The sequence below is a fragment of the Streptomyces shinuiensis genome (genome assembly GCF_043660855.1).
Lineage (GTDB): Bacteria > Actinomycetota > Actinomycetes > Streptomycetales > Streptomycetaceae > Streptomyces.
Window position 1 is genome coordinate 5043564 of record NZ_JBIHML010000001.1, and the last position, 17765, is coordinate 5061328.

A 17765-nucleotide genomic window follows, 5' to 3' on the forward strand; every position below is an offset into this window, starting at 1 on the left:
GTGAGGAGGGAGGGGGACGCGGTGGGCCGGAACCACTACCGCTTCCGCGGTGTCTGGGACCTGGAGGCATCACCCGGGGACGTCTACGCCGTCCTCGAGAGGGCCGGGGAGTACCCCCGGTGGTGGCCGCAGGTGCGCGAGGTCGTCTGGCGGGAGGGCGGCGACGGGGGAGGGGGCCGGGCGGCCGGCTCCGCCCGCATCCGCGCCCTGCTCCCCTACGACCTGCGGATCGGCGTCCGGCTCACTCTCCGCGACCCCGCCGCCCGGACCCTGGCGATCGAGATGACCGGTGACCTGGAGGGCTGGGCCCGCTGGCGGCTCGCCCCGCGCGACGGCCGGCACCGAGGGCCGCACGGCCCCGCCGACGCGGGCCGCCCGGGCGCGGCCACCGGCACCCGGGCCGTCTTCGAGCAGGAGGTGGAGGCCCGCAGACCCCTCCTGCGGCTGCTGGCGCTGCCCGGCCGCCCGCTGTTCGCGGCCAACCACGCGCTGATGATGCGCGCCGGGCACCGCGGGCTGCGCCGCCGGCTGGGGGAGGGGCCACCGGGAGGGCGCGGGAAGGAGTTTGGATGAACACACGCGGTCCCTGTATGGTTCTCGTCGTGCCGCAGGGCACCGCAGGGGCGATTAGCTCAGCGGGAGAGCGCTTCGTTCACACCGAAGAGGTCACTGGTTCGATCCCAGTATCGCCCACCGCCCGGGAGGCCGGTTCCGTCCGACGGAACCGGCCTCCCGTGTTTCGCGCCCACGCTCCCGGCCCGCTTTCCCGGGGCGGCGCCGGGCTCGGAACGCTCTCAGACCGCGGCCGGGACCTCCGTCCGCAGCGGCCACGCCGGATCGACCTTCTCGTCGGACCCGTTGCGGGCGAACCACGCCTGCAGCCCGCGCGCCTGGGCCGCGTGCCAGACCGACTGCAGGGTGTGCAGCTCGGTCGGCGACAGCGAGGACAGCCGCCGCGCGTGACGGCGCCCCACCTCCCGCACGACCTCGAGCGCCGCCGCGGCGTCGGCGGCCGCGTCATGGGCCTCGGCCAGCTCCACGCCGTAGTGCTCGCACAGCGCGGCCAGGGTGCGGCGGCCCTTGCGGTAGCGGTCCAGATGCTTGTCCAGCACCCGCGGGTCCAGCACGTGCAGCGGAGGGGACGCGACGGCATCGGTCAGCGAGGCGCCGTGATGCCGCCGCGACTCCCGGTCCAGCAGCGTCAGATCGAACGGCGCGTTCATCACCACCAGCGGCAGCCCCTCGGAAGCACGCTCCACCAGGGCCCGCACGATCTCCCCGACCGCCTCCGCCGGGCGGCGGCCGTGCTCGCGCAGGTGATCCCCGGTCAGACCGTGCACCGCCGCCGCCGGCTCGGGCACCGGCACCCCCGGGTCCACCAGCCAGCGCACGGCGCGCACCTCAGCCCCCGGCGCGTCCTGCACCACCAGCGCGGCCGAGACGATCCGGTCCCGCTCCGGGTCCACCCCCGTGGTCTCGGTGTCGAATGCGGCGAGCGGTCCCTCGTACCACACCGTCATGCTCTCGTTCCCCTCCGTGTCGAGACCGGGACCGTCCCGGCGGGCGGGCGCACACGGCGGCGCGTACGCCCGTCGCCCGTCTTGATACCTCACCCGGCTCGCGGCCAACCCCGGCGTCCCCGGACCGGGCCGTAACCGTTTCGCGGCGGGGGCGTCCGGCTCGGTACGATTCACGGTGCGCGGCGATCGTCCGCGCCTCGGGCGGATCCCGAGACGGGGAGACCCGAGACGACAGCAGTCAGGAGAGACCGGTGGCGGACGTCCGTGTGATCATCCAACGCGATTCCGAGCGGGAAGAGCGCGTGGTGACCACGGGCACCACGGCCGCCGATCTCTTCGCCGGCGACCGCTCGATCGTCGCCGCGCGCGTCGGCGGGCAGCTGAAGGACCTGGCGTACGCCGTCGCCGACGGCGACGAGGTCGAGCCCGTGGAGATCTCCTCCGAGGACGGGCTGGACATCCTGCGGCACTCCACCGCGCACGTCATGGCCCAGGCCGTGCAGGACCTCTTCCCCGAGGCCAAACTCGGCATCGGCCCGCCCGTCAAGGACGGCTTCTACTACGACTTCGACGTCCCCGAGCCGTTCACCCCGGACGACCTCAAGCGCATCGAGAAGCGGATGCAGGAGATCGTCAAGCGCGGACAGCGCTTCTCCCGCCGTGCGACCGGCGACGAGGAGGCCCGCGAGGAGCTGGCCGACGAGCCGTACAAGCTGGAGCTGATCGGCCTCAAGGGCAACGCGGCCGAGGCCGCCGAGGGGGCGGCGGCCGAGGTCGGCGCGGGCGAGCTGACCATCTACGACAACCTCGACGCCAAGACCGGCGAGCTGTGCTGGAAGGACCTGTGCCGCGGTCCGCACCTGCCCACCACCCGCACCATCCCGGCGTTCAGGCTGATGCGGTCGGCCGCCGCGTACTGGCGGGGCAGCGAGAAGAACCCGCAGCTCCAGCGGATCTACGGCACCGCCTGGCCGTCGAAGGACGAGCTGAAGGCGTACCTGGAGTTCCTGGCCGAGGCCGAGAAGCGCGACCACCGCAGGCTCGGCGCGGAGCTGGACCTGTTCTCCGTCCCGGAGGAGCTGGGCTCGGGCCTGGCCGTCTTCCACCCCAAGGGCGGGACCGTCCGCCGGGTGATGGAGGACTACTCCCGCAAGCGGCACGAGCAGGCGGACTACGAGTTCGTCAACACCCCGCACATCACCAAAGAAGGGCTCTTCGAGACCTCCGGGCACCTGCCGAACTACGCCGAGGGGATGTTCCCCCCTCTGGAGTTCGAGGGGCAGAATTACCGTCTCAAGGCGATGAACTGCCCTATGCACAACCTGATCTTCAAGGCACGCGGGCGGTCCTACCGTGAACTTCCGCTGCGGCTCTTCGAGTTCGGCACGGTCTACCGCTACGAGAAGTCCGGTGTGGTGCACGGCCTGACCCGGGCCCGCGGCTTCACCCAGGACGACTCGCACATCTACTGCACCAAGGAGCAGATGCCGGACGAGCTGGACAGCCTGCTCACCTTCGTGCTGGACCTGCTCCGCGACTACGGTCTGAGCGACTTCTACCTCGAGCTGTCCACACGCGACGACTCCGAGAAATTCATCGGTGAGCCCGAGGAGTGGGAGGAGGCCACCGAGATCCTGCGGCAGGCGGCCGGCAAGCAGGGGCTGGAGCTGGTGATGGACCCGGGTGGCGCCGCCTACTACGGGCCCAAGATCTCGGTCCAGGCTCGCGACGCCATCGGCAGGACCTGGCAGATGTCCACGATCCAGGTGGACTTCCAGCAGCCCAAGCGGTTCGAGCTGGAGTACACCGCCCCCGACGGTTCCAGGCAGCGGCCGGTGATGATCCACCGCGCGCTGTTCGGTTCCATCGAGCGGTTCTTCGCCGTGCTGCTGGAGCACTACGCGGGCGCCTTCCCGGCCTGGCTGGCCCCGGTCCAGGCGGTCGGCATCCCGATCGGCGACACCCATGTGCCCTACCTGGAGGAGTTCGCGGTCCGGGCGAGGGCGAAGGGGCTGCGGGTGGAGGTGGACTCCTCCTCGGACCGGATGCAGAAGAAGATCAGGAACGCGCAGAAGAGCAAGGTGCCGTTCATGGTCATCGCCGGTGACGAGGACATGGCCAACGGCGCGGTCAGCTTCCGTTACCGCGACGGTTCGCAGAAGAACGGCGTGCCGGTCGACGAGGCGGTCGCGGAGATCGCCAGGGCCGTCGAGGACCGCGTCCAGGTCTGACCACCGCACGCGGGGCGTGCTTCCGGGGTGCCGGCGCCCCGGAAGCACGCCCCGCGTCGTCGTCCCGCCCCACCGGCCCGCCGCGGGCCGGTGAAGTCCTATGCTGGCCCGCATGAGCAGCGAGCCGGAGCAGCAGATCGGAGTGGGGTCGCCGGACGCCTTCCAGCGCCTGTGGACGCCCCACCGGATGGCCTACATCCAGGGGGAGAACAAGCCGAGCGGCCCGGGCGCCGGTGACGGCTGCCCGTTCTGCACGATCCCGGCCAAGTCCGACGAGGACGGGCTGGTGATCGCCCGCGGCGAGCTGGTGTACGCGGTGCTCAACCTCTACCCCTACAACGGCGGCCATCTGATGGTGGTGCCCTTCCGGCACGTCGCCGACTACACCGATCTCACCGAGAAGGAGACGGTGGAACTGGGTGACTACACCAAGCGGGCCATGAAGGCGCTGCGGGCGGCCTCCGGGGCGCAGGGGTTCAACATCGGCATGAACCAGGGCGAGGTCGCGGGCGCCGGGATCGCCGCCCACCTCCACCAGCACATCGTGCCGCGCTGGGGAGGCGACACCAACTTCATGCCGGTGGTGGGCCACACCAAGGTGCTGCCGCAACTGCTGGCCGACACCCGGCGCATGCTGGCCGAGAAGTGGCCCGCCGGGGCCTGAGCCCGGCCCGCCGCACACGACCGCGCGGGGCAGTTCAGGAGGCGTTGTAGACGTCGGCGTTGCCTGGCTCGGCCGACTGCACCTGGCCGCTGAGGTTCAGGGAGCGGGCGCCGAACTTCTCGATGTCCACGTTGTTCTCCTTCAGCACCTTCAGGGCCGCCGCGTGCACCACCCGAAGCACCGGGGTGGCCGCCCGCAGGGCGTCGTCGGCCATGAAGCGGTGGCGCCAGGGCTTGTCGGCCCACACGTGCCGCAGCCCGAAGGGCTCGGGGAGGGACAGCTTGCCGCCCATGAAGTCCAGCACCGGCGGGAACCACGTCAGCGGGGCGCGCGCCGCCAGCCGCACCACCTCGGGGGCCTCGATCAGCGGCAGCTCGATGTCCTTGGTCTCCCAGAACCGGACGGTCTTGGAGACCGTCTTCTTCCTCGGTGACGGCTTGGAGAAGAACACCGGGTTGACCGGGCCGAGCGCGTGGCCGGTGACCTCGATGCGCAGGGTGTGGTGCAGCACGGTGACGTTGACCAGCAGGGTGAGCACGAGCTGGCCGTCCCACAGCACGAACTGGACGCCGAGGTAGTGGCGGTTGCCGCTGCCGAACTGCTGCTCGTTGCAGATCCGCTGGACCTCGAACTCCTTGACGCTGTACGCGTCCACGTTCTGGCCGTCGGGGCGCGAGACCGACGAGGCGCCCTCCCCGACCGGGACGACGACCCAGTGCCGGACGGAGGGCCTGGGAAAACCGCCGGTGTGCAGCGGGGTGCGCTCCAGCATCCGCAGCTGGTCGTGGATCGCGCGCGCCACGTCCCAGCTCCGGAAGGGGTTGATCTCGGTGCCGGGGGAGGCCGGGACCAGTTCCTCGGCGAGCTGCCAGCTGCCCCAGCGGGGGCCCATGCCGAGTATCCCCTTGGGGCCGGCGTAGAAGACCACGTTGCTGCGCTGTTCGGCCGTCAGCTTGGCCAGATTCAGCCTGATGCCCTCCGCGCCCGCGTCGCCGGGGGCGTGCGGCACCGCCTCGGGGATCTTGGCGCCGATGCCGCCGCCCGACAGCAGGCCCTCCCAGCGGGAGCGCAGGTCCTTGGCGTAGCGCTCGCAGATCTGCTTGGCCAGCAGCCAGCCCACGACCGGGGCGACCAGCATCACGCGCAGGTAGACCGCCCAGAAACCGGTGAACGGCAGCCTCAGCACGAAGACCCCCGCCAGCACACCGAGCGCGACGAGCACGCCCATGCCCAGCGCCCCGGCCCGGCGGTCCTGCGCGCCCGCCAGCGTCCGGCGCAGCTGGAAGCCCCCGAGCCACAGCAGGACGCCGGGCAGGAAGAGGACCCCGAAGAGCACCATCACCGCCGTCAGCCGGGCGTCCCGCTCCCGGCGGATGCGGTTGGCCGCCAGGCAGTGCTCGACCACGGCCTGCGGCTCGCAGCCGAAGGACTGGATCAGCGCCTTGCGGGCGCCGCCGAGCATCCGCGACTGAACGGCGCGGGAGAACGCCTCGCCCAGGTTCGGCTCGAACAGCGAGAAGCGGGGCGCGGAGACCTTGGCGCCCTCGTTCGCCGCGAGCAGGTCCGTCACCGGACCGTCGCGGTAGGCGGCCGAGGCCAGCGCCTGGGTCGGGGCGGTCTGCCCGCCGCCCGCGCCGGTCAACGGGACCTGCGCGCCGGGACTGAAGTCGTACGCGCCGCCCTCGACGTCATCGAAGCCCGCCAATGGTGCCCCCACTCCGCTCGCGCCGTCCGACGTCAGGCTCGTACCGACCGTTCCCAACCACGGCCCGCCGCACACCTGTTGGTGCCCGCCCGTGCCGCGCCCGACGCCACGGCGTTCAGCGTACCGTCACCGGGGGGTCACGCCACGCGGCTTTCGACCCGCCCGCGGACCCGCTCCGCGACCTGCCGCGGCACCGGTTCATGGCGCAGGTAGGAGCGGGAGAAGCGGCCCGTGCCGTGCGAGAGGGAGCGCAGGTCCACCGCGTAGCGGCCGATCTCCGACTGGGGGACCTCCGCGCGCACCAGGGTGCCGCCGCCGGAGATCTGCTCGGTGCCCACCACCCGGCCGCGCCGCCCCGACAGATCGCTCATCACCGTGCCCACGTACTCGTCGGCGACCGTCACCCGTACCTCGTCGACCGGCTCCAGCAGGTGGATCCGCGCGCCGGCGGCGGCCTCGCGCAGAGCCAGGGCGCCCGCCGTCTGGAAGGCGGCGTCGGAGGAGTCCACCGAGTGCGCCTTGCCGTCGACGAGGGTGACGCGCACGTCCACCAGCGGATGACCGGTGCCCACCCCGCGTGCGGCCTGGGCCCGCACCCCCTTCTCCACCGAAGGGATGAACTGGCGAGGCACCGCGCCTCCCACGACCTCGTCGGCGAACTCGACGCCCGAGCCGGCCGGCAGCGGCTCCACGGTGATCTCGCAGACGGCGTACTGGCCGTGGCCGCCGGACTGCTTGACGTGCCGCCCGCGCGCGGCGGCCCGCTCGGCGAAGGTCTCGCGCAGGGCCACCTCGTGGGGCACGGCGTCGACCCGGACGCCGTAGCGGGTGCGCAGCCGCTCCAGCGCCACGTCCCGGTGGGCCTCGCCCATGCACCACAGCACCAGTTGCCGGGTGTCGGGGTTCTGCTCCAGGCGCAGGGTGGGGTCCTCGGCGGTCAGCCTGGCCAGCCCCTGGGAGAGCCTGTCCTCGTCGCTCCTGGCGTGCGCCTCGACGGCCACCGGCAGCAGCGGGTCGGGCATCACCCACGGCTCCATCACCAGCGGGTCGCCCCTGTCCGACAGGGTGTCGCCGGTCTCGGCGCGGGAGAGTTTGGCGACACAGGCCAGATCGCCGGCCACGGCCTTCGGCAGGTGCCGCTGCTGCCCGCCGAAGGGGCTGGTCAGGGCGCCGACGCGTTCGTCCGCGTCATGGGGCTGCCCGGCGGGGGCGCCCTCGTGGTCCGTCAGACCGTGGCCGCACACGTGCACGGGGACGTCCGGGCGCAGGGTGCCGGAGAAGACCCGCACCAGCGACATCCGCCCGACGTAGGGGTCGGAGGACGTCCTGATCACCTCGGCGGCCAGCGGGCCGTCGGGATCGCACTCCAGCGGGGGGCGCGGCCGGCCGCCGGGGGAGGTGACCGGGGGGACCTCGCGTTCCTCGGGGGTGGGGAAGCCGCGGGTGACCAGTTCCAGCAGCTCCACCGTGCCCAGCCCCTGCCGGGCCCCCTCCGCGGCGGGGGCCGCGGCCAGGACGGGGTGGAACACACCGCGGGCGACGGCCTTCTCCAGATCCCGCACCAGCGTCTCCGTCTCGACGTCCGCGCCGCCGAGGTAGCGGTCCATCAGGGTCTCGTCCTCGCTCTCGGCGATGATGCCCTCGATCAGCCGGGCGCGGGCGTCGGCGATCAGGGGGAGGTGCTCGGGGTCCGGGGCGCGCTCGGCGCGCTCGCCGGCGGAGTAGTCACAGATCCGCTGTGACAGCAGCCCGATCAGCCCGGCGACCGGCGCGTGCCCGTCGGGCCGCCCTTCCGGCTGATCCCCGTGCATGGGCAGGTACAGCGGGAGCACGGCGTCGGGGTCGTCGCCACCGAAGACCCGCCGGCAGATGTCGGTCATCTCCTCGAAGTCGGCGCGCGACGCCTCCAGATGGGTGACGACGATGGCGCGCGGCATCCCGACCGCGGCGCACTCCTCCCACACCAGCCGGGTCGACCCGTCCACGCCGTCGGCGGCCGATACGACGAAGAGGGCCGCGTCCGCCGCCCGCAGACCGGCCCGCAGCTCCCCGGTGAAGTCGGCGTAGCCGGGGGTGTCCAGGAGGTTGACCTTGACACCGTCCCACTCCACGGGGACCAGGGAGAGCTGCACCGAGCGCTGCTGCCGGTGCTCGATCACGTCGTGGTCGGAGACGGTGGTGCCGTCCTCGACCCGGCCCGCGCGGCCCAGCGCGCCCGAGGCCCGGGCGAGCGCCTCGACCAGTGTCGTCTTCCCGGCGCCGCTGTGGCCGACCAGCACCACGTTCCGTATGGAGCCGGGCCGGTCGGCCACCGGCGCCCTTCCCGCGGCCCCGGTGTGCGTACTCGTCCTGTCGCCCATGTCCTCCGCCTTCCGGTCCGCGCGGCTGGTTCGGATGGTCGTGTGCCGGATCGCACCAAACGCACCAGGGGTGCTCCTTCGAGCTTTCCACCGCCACCGGAGTCCGTCCATACGTGGCATTCACCGCTACCGGTAGTAATGATGCGAAAAGGGGTGCTCATCGGCGAAACCGCTCAAAAAGGGCGCGAGCGGTGTCTTCGCCCGCCCCCGCGCGCCCGCGATCGAGGGCGCCGTGACGCACCGGCGGCGCTCCGGGCGCGGCTGGCTACGATGGGCGCGCCGACGGCCCCCCGGCCGCCGGCTCACCTCGACCTCCGGGAAGGCCATGCTGAACAAGTACGCGCGTGCGTTCTTCACGCGTGTTCTCACACCGTTCGCCGCTCTGCTCCTCCGGCTGGGGGTCAGCCCCGACACGGTCACGCTCATCGGTACCGGTGGAGTCATGGCGGGGGCGCTGGCCTTCTTCCCCCGCGGCGAGTTCTTCTGGGGCACCGTCGTCATCACCCTGTTCGTCTTCTCCGACCTGGTGGACGGCACCATGGCGCGGCAGTCGGGCCGCTCCAGCCGCTGGGGAGCCTTCCTCGACTCCACCCTCGACCGCGTCGCCGACGCGGCCGTCTTCGGCGGTATCGCGCTGTGGTACGCGGGCGGGGGCGGCGACCAGGTGCTGTGCGCGGTGGCGATCTTCTGCCTGGCCAGCGGCCAGGTGGTGTCGTACACCAAGGCGCGCGGCGAGAGCATCGGCCTGCCGGTGAACGTCAACGGTCTGGTCGAGCGCGCCGAGCGGCTGGTGATCACCCTGGTGTGCGCCGGGCTAGCCGGGTTCGAGACCGCCTTCGGCGTCCCGTACATCGGGGTCCTGCTGCCCGTCGCCCTGTGGGTGGTGGCCGTGGGCAGCCTGGTGACGGTCCTGCAGCGGATGGTGACGGTCCGGCGGGAGGCGGCCGAGGCCGAGGCCGGCCGGGCCGGGGGCGAGGCCACAGGACCGGGACGCGACGGGGCCGCCGCGACCGAGCAGGGGGGCGGCAGCTCATGAGGGAGCGGACGACCGACGTCCTGTACGGGCTGGGCTGGGGCGCGGTCAAGCGCCTCCCCGAGCCCGCGGCCGCGGCCCTGGGCCGCGCCATCGCCGACGCCGCCTGGCGGCGCCGGGGCCAGGGGGTGCTGCGTCTGGAGGCCAACTACGCCCGGGTCGTCCCCGGCGCGGGGCCCGAGCGGCTGGCCGAGCTGTCCCGCGCGGGCATGCGCTCGTACCTGCGCTACTGGATGGAGTCCTTCCGGCTGCCGGTGTGGGAAGCGGCGCGCATCCGCGACGGCGTCGAGGTCACCGACCTGCACCGGCTCACCGACACGCTCGGCTCCGGCCGCGGCGTGATCCTGGCGCTGCCGCACATGGCCAACTGGGACCTGGCCGGCGCCTACCTCACCACCGGCCTGGGCATCCCGTTCACCACCGTCGCCGAGCGACTCAGGCCCGAGACCCTGTACGACCGCTTCGTCGCCTACCGCGAGGGTCTGGGCATGGAGGTGCTGCCGCACACCGGCGGCGCGGCCTTCGGCACCCTGGCCCGGCGGCTGCGCGCGGGCGGGCTGGTGGCACTGGTCGCCGACCGGGACCTGTCCTCCTCCGGAGTCGAGGTCGACTTCTTCGGGGAGCCGGCCCGGATGCCCGCCGGCCCCGCCATGCTGGCGCTGCAGACCGGGGCCGCGCTGCTCCCGGCGCACCTGTGGTTCGACGACTCGCCCGTGATGAAGGGGCGCGTCCTGCCGCCGGTTCAGGCGCCCGCCGAGGGCACCCGCAAGGAGAAGGCCGCCGCCATGACCCAGACGGTGGCGGACGGCTTCGCGGCGGGCATCGCCGAGCACCCCGAGGACTGGCACATGCTGCAGAGACTGTGGTCGGCGGACCTCGCACCGCGGACCGGGACGGAGACCGGAACCGGCCCGGGACCGGCCGGCCGGGAGGCGGGGGAGCGGTGAGGATCGGCATCGTCTGTCCCTACTCCTGGGACGTCCCCGGCGGCGTCCAGTTCCACATCCGGGACCTGGCCCAGCACCTGACCGGTCTCGGGCACGAGGTGTCCGTCCTCGCCCCGGCCGAGGAGGAGACCCCCCTGCCGCCGTACGTCGTGCCGGCCGGGCGCGCCGTCCCCGTTCCGTACAACGGTTCGGTCGCCCGGCTGAACTTCGGCTTCCTCTCGGCGGCGAGGGTGCGCCGCTGGGTGCACGAGGGCGCCTTCGACGTCCTGCACATCCACGAGCCCGCCACGCCCTCGCTCTCCCTGCTCGCCTGCTGGGCGGCGCAGGGGCCGATCGTGGCCACCTTCCACACCTCCAACCCGCGCTCGCGGGCGATGATCGCCGCCTATCCGATCCTGCAGCCCGCGCTGGAGAAGATCAGCGCGCGGATCGCGGTCAGCGAGTACGCCCGCCGCACCCTGGTCGAGCATCTGGGCGGGGACGCGGTCGTCATCCCCAACGGCGTGGACGTGGACTTCTTCGCGGGCGCCGAGCCCAAGGCCGGGTGGCAGGGCCGCGACGGCGGGAACACCATCGGCTTCATCGGTCGCATCGACGAGCCCCGCAAGGGCCTGCCCGTACTGATGAGGGCGCTGCCGCGCATCCTCGCCGAGCGTCCCGGCACCCGTCTGCTGGTGGCCGGGCGCGGCGACGAGGAGGAGGCCGTCGCCGGCCTGCCGCGCGAACTGCGCGACCGCGTGGAGTTCCTGGGCATGGTCAGCGACGAGGACAAGGCGCGGCTGCTGCGCAGCGTGGACCTGTACATCGCCCCCAACACCGGCGGTGAGTCCTTCGGCATCATCCTTGTGGAGGCGATGTCGGCCGGGGCCCCGGTGCTCGCCAGTGACCTGGACGCCTTCGCCCAGGTGCTGGACGGGGGAGAGGCCGGCGAGCTGTACGCCAACGAGGACGCCGGGGAGCTGGCCGCCGCCGCGGTGCGCCTGCTGGGCGACCCGGAGCGCCGCGCGGCGCTGCGCGAGCGCGGCGGCCGCCATGTACGCCGCTTCGACTGGTCCACCGTCGGCGCGGACGTCCTGTCCGTCTACGAGACCGTCACCGACGGCGCCGTCTCGGTCGCGCCGGACGAGCGGGTGGGACTGCGGGCCCGGCTGGGCCTGGCCCGCGACTGAGCCGAGGGAGACCTTCCGACCGTGACCACCACGATCGTCTGGATCGCGGCGGCGCTGCTGTTCGTCGCCGTCTACCTGAGCTGGACCGCCGGTCGCCTGGACCGGCTGCACGCCCGGATCGACGCGGCCCGCGCCGCCCTGGACGCGCAGCTGCTGCGGCGTGCCTCCGTCGCACAGGAGCTGGCCACCGCGGGGGTGCTGGACCCGGCCGCCTCCATCGTCCTGTACCAGGCCGCCCACGATGCCCGGCAGGCCGAGGAGGAGCAGCGGGAGGTCGCCGAGAGCGCGCTCAGCCAGGCCCTGCGCGCGGTGTTCGCCGAGGGCGCGCAGCTGGAGGCGGTACGGGCGGCGCCCGGGGGCGAGGCGACCGCCGAGGAGCTGGCCGCCGCGGTGCGCCGGGTGCCGATGGCGCGGCGCTTCCACAACGACGCGGTGCGGGCCGCCCGCGCGCTGCGCCGCCACCGCAAGGTGCGCTGGTTCCGGCTGGCCGGGCACGCCCCCTTCCCGCTGGCCTTCGAGATGGACGACGAGCCGCCGGCGGTCCTGGCGGACCGTACGGGCCCGCTGGGGGAAGGCCACTGACTTCCGATTGGCCCTTTCGCAGGGGCCGGTCGTTCCGTTTCATCGGTTCTGTAGCAGGGATCACCGTGAACTGGACCGGGCGGTGGGCCCGACAGGGAATCGAACTGGCCTACGATGGGTTCACCGTACGGCTGCCGCGCCCACCCGCGCCGGCAGCCCGGATCGTCCGTCGGCCGGTGCCGTCCGCCACCGTTCGCCGTCCCGGCCGGTCCCGGCCCGCCCCAACCGCTGTCACCGTCGCCGAGTGAGGTCGCACCTTGTCCACCACGCCTTCCAGCACGCCCGAAACCGCCTCCGCACCGACCCCCGAGACCGGCACCGCGCGCGTCAAGCGCGGCATGGCCGAGCAGCTCAAGGGCGGTGTGATCATGGACGTGGTCACGCCGGAGCAGGCGAAGATCGCCGAGGACGCCGGCGCCGTCGCGGTCATGGCCCTGGAGCGGGTGCCCGCCGACATCCGCAAGGACGGCGGTGTGGCCCGCATGTCCGACCCGGACATGATCGAGGGGATCATCGACGCCGTCTCCATCCCGGTGATGGCCAAGTCCCGCATCGGCCACTTCGTCGAGGCCCAGGTGCTCCAGGCGCTCGGCGTGGACTACATCGACGAGTCCGAGGTCCTCACCCCGGCCGACGAGGTCAACCACAGCGACAAGTGGGCCTTCACCACCCCCTTCGTCTGCGGCGCCACCAACCTGGGTGAGGCCCTGCGCCGGATCGCCGAGGGCGCGGCCATGATCCGCTCCAAGGGCGAGGCCGGTACCGGCAACGTCGTCGAGGCCGTCCGCCACCTGCGACAGATCAAGAACGAGATCGCCCGCCTGCGCGGCTACGACAACAACGAGCTGTACGCCGCCGCCAAGGAGCTGCGCGCCCCCTATGAGCTGGTCCGCGAGGTCGCCGAGCTGGGCAGGCTGCCGGTCGTGCTGTTCTCCGCCGGCGGTGTGGCCACCCCGGCCGACGCCGCGCTGATGCGCCAGCTCGGCGCCGAGGGCGTCTTCGTCGGCTCGGGCATCTTCAAGTCCGGCGACCCGGTCAAGCGCGCCGCCGCCATCGTGAAGGCCACCACCTTCTACGACGACCCCAAGGTCGTCGCGGACGCCTCCCGCGGCCTGGGAGAGGCCATGGTCGGCATCAACTGCGACACCCTGCCCGAGGCCGAGAGGTTCGCCGGCCGCGGCTGGTGACCCGCGGCGCGCACCGCGCCCCCTTCTCACGCCGGGCGGCCCGCGCACCGCGGGCCGCCCCCGGCCGTCCCCGGCCGTCCCGCCCGCCCGTTCCCCACGCCATCCCGTACGTCCCCGAAGAGGTGCGCCCCGTGACCACCCCCGCCATCGGAGTCCTCGCCCTCCAGGGCGATGTCCGCGAACACCTCGCCGCGCTGGAGGCGGCCGGCGCCGCGGCCCGCACCGTCCGCCGTCCCGAGGAGCTGGCCGGGGTCGACGGCCTGGTGATCCCCGGCGGCGAGTCCACCACCATCTCCAAGCTGGCCAACGCCTTCGGGCTGATGGAGCCGCTGCGCGAGCGGGTCCGCTCGGGCATGCCGGTCTACGGATCCTGCGCGGGCATGATCATGCTCGCCGACAAGATCCTCGACCCCCGGTCCGGCCAGGAGACGGTAGGCGGGATCGACATGATCGTGCGCCGCAACGCCTTCGGACGGCAGAACGAGTCGTTCGAGGCGTCCGTCGACGTCGCCGGGGTCGGGGGCGGGCCGGTCGAGGGCGTCTTCATCCGCGCGCCCTGGGTGGAGTCCACCGGCGCGGACGTGGAGGTGCTGGCGGTCTTCGACGGCCACCCCGTCGCCGTGCGGCAGGGCCGCCTGCTGGCCACCGCCTTCCACCCCGAACTCACCGGCGACCACCGCGTGCACCGGCTCTTCACGGCGATGGTGCGCTCGGCCGTACGGTGATCCGCCGGTGTCACCGGCTGTAGTATCGGCCCGTTGATTCCCCTGTTGGCGACATGAAGGAGCGAGGCTGTGTCCGGCCACTCCAAGTGGGCAACCACCAAGCACAAGAAGGCCGTGATCGATGCCAAGCGCGGCAAGCTCTTCGCCAAGCTGATCAAGAACATCGAGGTCGCGGCCCGGATGGGCGGGGCCGACCCCGACGGCAACCCCACCCTCTACGACGCCATCCAGAAGGCGAAGAAGAGCTCCGTCCCCAACAACAACATCGACCGTGCGGTCAAGCGGGGCGCAGGCCTGGAGGCGGGCGGCGCCGACTATCAGACGATCATGTACGAGGGCTACGGCCCCAACGGTGTGGCGGTCCTGGTCGAGTGCCTCACCGACAACCGCAACCGCGCGGCCTCCGACGTGCGCGTCGCCATGACCCGCAACGGCGGCTCCATGGCCGACCCGGGATCGGTGTCGTACCTGTTCAACCGCAAGGGCGTCGTGATCGTCCCCAAGGGCGGCCTGACCGAGGACGACGTGCTGGCCGCCGTCCTGGAGGCGGGCGCGGAGGAGGTCAACGACCTCGGCGAGTCCTTCGAGGTCATCAGCGAGGCGGGCGATCTGGTCGAGGTGCGCACCGCGCTGCAGAAGGCGGGCATCGACTACGACTCGGCGGACGCGAACTTCGTCCCCACCATGCAGGTGGAGCTGGACGAGGAGGGCGCCCGCAAGATCTTCAAGCTGATCGACGCGCTGGAGGACAGCGACGACGTGCAGAACGTCTTCGCCAACTTCGACGTGTCCGACGACGTCATGGCCAAGGTCGAGGCCTGACCTTCCGGGCGTCCGAACCGGAGCCCGGTCCGGAGCCCGCTCCAGCGCCTGGTGCGGGGCCCGGCGCCGGCCCTCTTCCGTGTCGCCCTCCGGCGTTGTCGGTGGCAGCCGATAGCCTGCGGGAACAGGTGATCGAACGATCAGTGGACGGAAGGGGGCCGCGGTGCGCGTGCTCGGCGTGGACCCGGGGCTGACCCGCTGCGGTATCGGCGTGGTGGAGGGGACGGCCGGCCGCCCGCTGCGAATGGGCGGGGTCGGCGTCGTGCGGACCCCGGCCGACGCAGAGGTGCCCGACCGGCTGGTGCTCGTCGAGCGCGGCATAGAGGAGTGGCTGGAGGAGCACCGGCCCGACGTCGTAGCCGTGGAGCGCGTGTTCAGCCAGCACAACGTCCGCACCGTGATGGGCACCGCGCAGGCCAGTGCGGTCGCCATGCTCTGCGCGGCCCGGCGCGGCCTCCCGGTCGCCCTGCACACCCCCAGCGAGGTCAAGGCCGCCGTCACCGGCACCGGCCGGGCGGACAAGGCCCAGGTCGGTGCGATGGTCACCAGACTGCTGCGGCTGGAGGCCCCGCCCAAGCCCGCAGACGCCGCCGACGCCCTGGCACTGGCCATCTGCCACATCTGGCGCGCCCCCGCCCAGGACCGGCTCCAGCAGGCCAGGCTTCAGCAGGCCGGCCGCCAGCAGCTCCACCGCCGGCAGGCCCGCGCCGCCCGGGCCGCGTCCGCGGCGGCGGGAGCGGAACCGGCCCCGGCACCCGGGTCCGTGCCGCCTGCCGCACCCGCCCGGCGAACCCAGCTCACCCCGAAGGACAGCCGATGATCGCCTTCGTATCCGGACCGGTCGCCGCCCTCTCCCCGGACACCGCCGTGATCGAGGTCGGCGGAGTGGGCATGGCCCTTCACTGCACCCCCGCCACCCTCGCCGACCTGCGAGTCGGCGAGCACACCAGGCTGGCCACCTCGCTGGTGGTCCGCGAGGACTCCCTGACGCTCTACGGCTTCGCCGACGACGACGAGCGGCAGGTCTTCGAACTGCTCCAGACCGCCAGTGGCGTCGGCCCGCGGCTGGCCCAGGCCATGCTCGCGGTCCACCGCCCCGACGCGCTGCGGCTGGCGGTCTCCACCGGGGACGAGAAGGCGCTCACCGCCGTGCCGGGCATCGGGAAGAAGGGCGCGCAGAAGCTGCTGCTGGAGCTGAAGGACAGGCTCGGCGAGCCACTGGGCACCGGGGCCGCCGCGGCCGGGCGGGGCCCCGGCCCGGCCGCGGGCGAGCCCGGCTGGCGTGAGCAGCTCCATGCCGCCCTGGTGGGCCTGGGCTACGCCCCCCGCGAGGCCGAGGACGCGGTCACCGCCGTCACCCCGCAGGCCGAGGCGGTGCTGGCCGAGGGCGGCCGGCCGCCGGTGCCGCAGCTCCTCCGCGCCGCCCTGCAGACCCTCAACCGCGCACGCTGAGAAGCCGGTCCGTGCCGCCGCGGCGGCACGGACCGGCCACGGACCGACGAGAGACCGACCATGACGCCGCACTCCCCGCCCCGCTCCCGTACCACGGACCAGACCCCCGCCCTGACCGTCGACCCGAACACCCTCCCGGCCACCGCGCGGGCAGCCGGTCCGGTGGCCGGCGGCCCGAGGAGGCCGACATGACCTGGGATGACCACTCGGGCCACGCCGACGGAAGCGCGGAGCGCCTGGTCGGAGCCACCGCCGACGGCGAGGACACCGCCGTCGAGGCCGCGCTGCGCCCCAAGGACCTGGCGGAGTTCGTCGGGCAGGCCAAGGTGCGCGAGCAGCTCGACCTGGTGCTGCGCGCCGCACGCGCCCGCGGCGCCACCGCCGACCACGTGCTGCTCTCCGGCGCCCCCGGTCTGGGCAAGACCACCCTGTCCATGATCATCGCGGCGGAGATGGGCGCCCCCATCCGCATCACCTCCGGACCGGCCATCCAGCACGCCGGGGACCTGGCAGCGATCCTCTCCTCCCTCACCGAGGGAGAGGTCCTCTTCCTCGACGAGATCCACCGCATGTCGCGGCCCGCCGAGGAGATGCTCTACATGGCGATGGAGGACTTCCGCGTCGACGTCATCGTCGGCAAGGGCCCCGGCGCCACCGCCATCCCCCTGGAGCTGCCCCCCTTCACCCTGGTCGGCGCCACCACCAGGGCGGGCCTGCTGCCGCCGCCGCTGCGCGACCGCTTCGGCTTCACCGCCCACATGGAGTTCTACGAGCCGGCCGAGCTGGAGCAGGTCATCCACCGCTCCGCCCGGCTGCTGGACGTGGAGATAGACGCCGAGGGCGCCGCCGAGATCGCCGGCCGCTCCCGCGGCACCCCCCGTATCGCCAACCGGCTGCTGCGCCGGGTGCGCGACTACGCCCAGGTCAGGGCCGACGGAGTGATCACCCGGGAGATCGCCGGACAGGCCCTGGCGGTCTACGAGGTGGACGACCGCGGCCTGGACCGACTGGACCGGGCGGTGCTGGACTCCCTGCTCAGGCTGTTCGGCGGCGGCCCGGTCGGCCTGTCCACGCTGGCGGTCGCGGTGGGGGAGGAGCGCGAGACGGTGGAGGAGGTCGCCGAGCCGTTCCTCGTCCGGGAGGGGCTGCTGGCCCGCACCCCCCGGGGCCGGATCGCCACTCCCGCCGCATGGGAGCACATGGGACTCACCCCGCCCCGGCAGCCGTCGGCGTCCGCTCGGGGAGGGCCGGGCCAACCCGGTCTCTTCGGGTCGTGACGGCGTGCGAACTCGCCCCTGGCGGAACCTCAGTGCGATGCTTGACGTTGTTCCCCAGGCGCGGGCTCGCTTAGACTCCGCCGACGCCTTC

At 73.2% G+C, this 17765-nt stretch carries 16 protein-coding genes and 1 tRNA gene; 14 read left to right on the forward strand and 3 right to left on the reverse strand.

Annotated features, from left to right (window positions below; all coding sequences use genetic code 11):
• Together ACGRHY_RS22890 and ACGRHY_RS22895 are read left to right on the forward strand one after the other, a co-directional pair.
• Positions 1 to 573, forward strand: coding sequence for an SRPBCC family protein (locus ACGRHY_RS22890; RefSeq protein ID WP_394637181.1), 573 nt, complete (start codon positions 1 to 3; stop codon positions 571 to 573).
• A gap of 48 nt (positions 574 to 621) precedes the next feature.
• A tRNA-Val gene (locus tag ACGRHY_RS22895) sits at positions 622 to 693 on the forward strand.
• 101 nt (positions 694 to 794) lie between these two features.
• Here ACGRHY_RS22895 and ACGRHY_RS22900 read toward each other — a convergent pair.
• Positions 795 to 1520 (reverse strand): exonuclease domain-containing protein, encoded by a 726-nt coding sequence (locus ACGRHY_RS22900; RefSeq protein WP_394637182.1) that lies wholly within the window; start codon positions 1518 to 1520, stop codon positions 795 to 797.
• 251 nt (positions 1521 to 1771) lie between these two features.
• Here ACGRHY_RS22900 and thrS point away from each other — a divergent pair, with 251 nt between their 5' ends.
• Both thrS and ACGRHY_RS22910 read left to right on the forward strand, forming a co-directional pair.
• Positions 1772 to 3751, forward strand: coding sequence for a threonine--tRNA ligase (thrS, locus tag ACGRHY_RS22905; RefSeq protein ID WP_394637183.1), 1980 nt, complete (start codon positions 1772 to 1774; stop codon positions 3749 to 3751).
• A gap of 100 nt (positions 3752 to 3851) precedes the next feature.
• The gene (locus ACGRHY_RS22910) at positions 3852 to 4415 is read left to right on the forward strand and encodes an HIT family protein (protein ID WP_394637184.1); all 564 of its coding nucleotides are present in this window, start codon (positions 3852 to 3854) and stop codon (positions 4413 to 4415) included.
• A gap of 34 nt (positions 4416 to 4449) precedes the next feature.
• Here ACGRHY_RS22910 and ACGRHY_RS22915 read toward each other — a convergent pair whose 3' ends face one another.
• Complete coding sequence (locus ACGRHY_RS22915; protein WP_394637185.1) at positions 4450 to 6120, reverse strand: AbeC-like domain-containing protein; 1671 nt, start codon at positions 6118 to 6120, stop codon at positions 4450 to 4452.
• Between the two features lie 137 nt (positions 6121 to 6257).
• Positions 6258 to 8480, reverse strand: a complete 2223-nt coding sequence (locus ACGRHY_RS22920) for an elongation factor G-like protein EF-G2 (RefSeq protein ID WP_394637186.1) — start codon at positions 8478 to 8480, stop codon at positions 6258 to 6260.
• Between the two features lie 325 nt (positions 8481 to 8805).
• Here ACGRHY_RS22920 and pgsA point away from each other — a divergent pair, with 325 nt between their 5' ends.
• From pgsA to ruvB, 10 genes are all read left to right on the forward strand, one after another.
• Positions 8806 to 9516 carry a phosphatidylinositol phosphate synthase gene (pgsA, locus tag ACGRHY_RS22925; protein ID WP_394637187.1) on the forward strand — a complete coding sequence of 237 codons (711 nt, stop codon included), beginning with the start codon at positions 8806 to 8808 and terminating at the stop codon, positions 9514 to 9516.
• Positions 9513 to 10460, forward strand: a complete 948-nt coding sequence (locus tag ACGRHY_RS22930) for a phosphatidylinositol mannoside acyltransferase (protein WP_394637188.1) — start codon at positions 9513 to 9515, stop codon at positions 10458 to 10460. The genes pgsA and ACGRHY_RS22930 overlap by 4 nt, the downstream gene beginning before the upstream one ends.
• Positions 10457 to 11629, forward strand: coding sequence for a glycosyltransferase family 4 protein (locus tag ACGRHY_RS22935; RefSeq protein WP_394637189.1), 1173 nt, complete (start codon positions 10457 to 10459; stop codon positions 11627 to 11629). Before ACGRHY_RS22930 ends, ACGRHY_RS22935 begins: the two co-directional genes overlap by 4 nt.
• 21 nt (positions 11630 to 11650) lie before the next feature.
• On the forward strand, positions 11651 to 12211 hold the full coding sequence (locus tag ACGRHY_RS22940) for a LemA family protein (protein ID WP_394637190.1): 561 nt from the start codon (positions 11651 to 11653) through the stop codon (positions 12209 to 12211).
• A gap of 257 nt (positions 12212 to 12468) precedes the next feature.
• Positions 12469 to 13398: a pyridoxal 5'-phosphate synthase lyase subunit PdxS gene (gene pdxS, locus ACGRHY_RS22945; protein WP_394637191.1), complete on the forward strand. Its 930-nt coding sequence runs from the start codon at positions 12469 to 12471 to the stop codon at positions 13396 to 13398.
• A gap of 131 nt (positions 13399 to 13529) precedes the next feature.
• Positions 13530 to 14123, forward strand: a complete 594-nt coding sequence (gene pdxT / locus ACGRHY_RS22950) for a pyridoxal 5'-phosphate synthase glutaminase subunit PdxT (RefSeq protein WP_394637192.1) — start codon at positions 13530 to 13532, stop codon at positions 14121 to 14123.
• Between the two features lie 69 nt (positions 14124 to 14192).
• Entirely contained in the window at positions 14193 to 14945 is a 753-nt protein-coding gene (locus tag ACGRHY_RS22955; RefSeq protein ID WP_394637193.1) for a YebC/PmpR family DNA-binding transcriptional regulator, read from the forward strand.
• 163 nt (positions 14946 to 15108) lie between these two features.
• Positions 15109 to 15765, forward strand: a complete 657-nt coding sequence (gene ruvC, locus ACGRHY_RS22960) for a crossover junction endodeoxyribonuclease RuvC (RefSeq protein WP_394637194.1) — start codon at positions 15109 to 15111, stop codon at positions 15763 to 15765.
• Positions 15762 to 16397 carry a Holliday junction branch migration protein RuvA gene (gene ruvA / locus ACGRHY_RS22965; protein ID WP_394637195.1) on the forward strand — a complete coding sequence of 212 codons (636 nt, stop codon included), beginning with the start codon at positions 15762 to 15764 and terminating at the stop codon, positions 16395 to 16397. The genes ruvC and ruvA overlap by 4 nt, the downstream gene beginning before the upstream one ends.
• 188 nt (positions 16398 to 16585) lie before the next feature.
• Positions 16586 to 17674, forward strand: coding sequence for a Holliday junction branch migration DNA helicase RuvB (gene ruvB / locus ACGRHY_RS22970; protein ID WP_394637196.1), 1089 nt, complete (start codon positions 16586 to 16588; stop codon positions 17672 to 17674).
• Positions 17675 to 17765 lie beyond the last annotated feature (91 nt).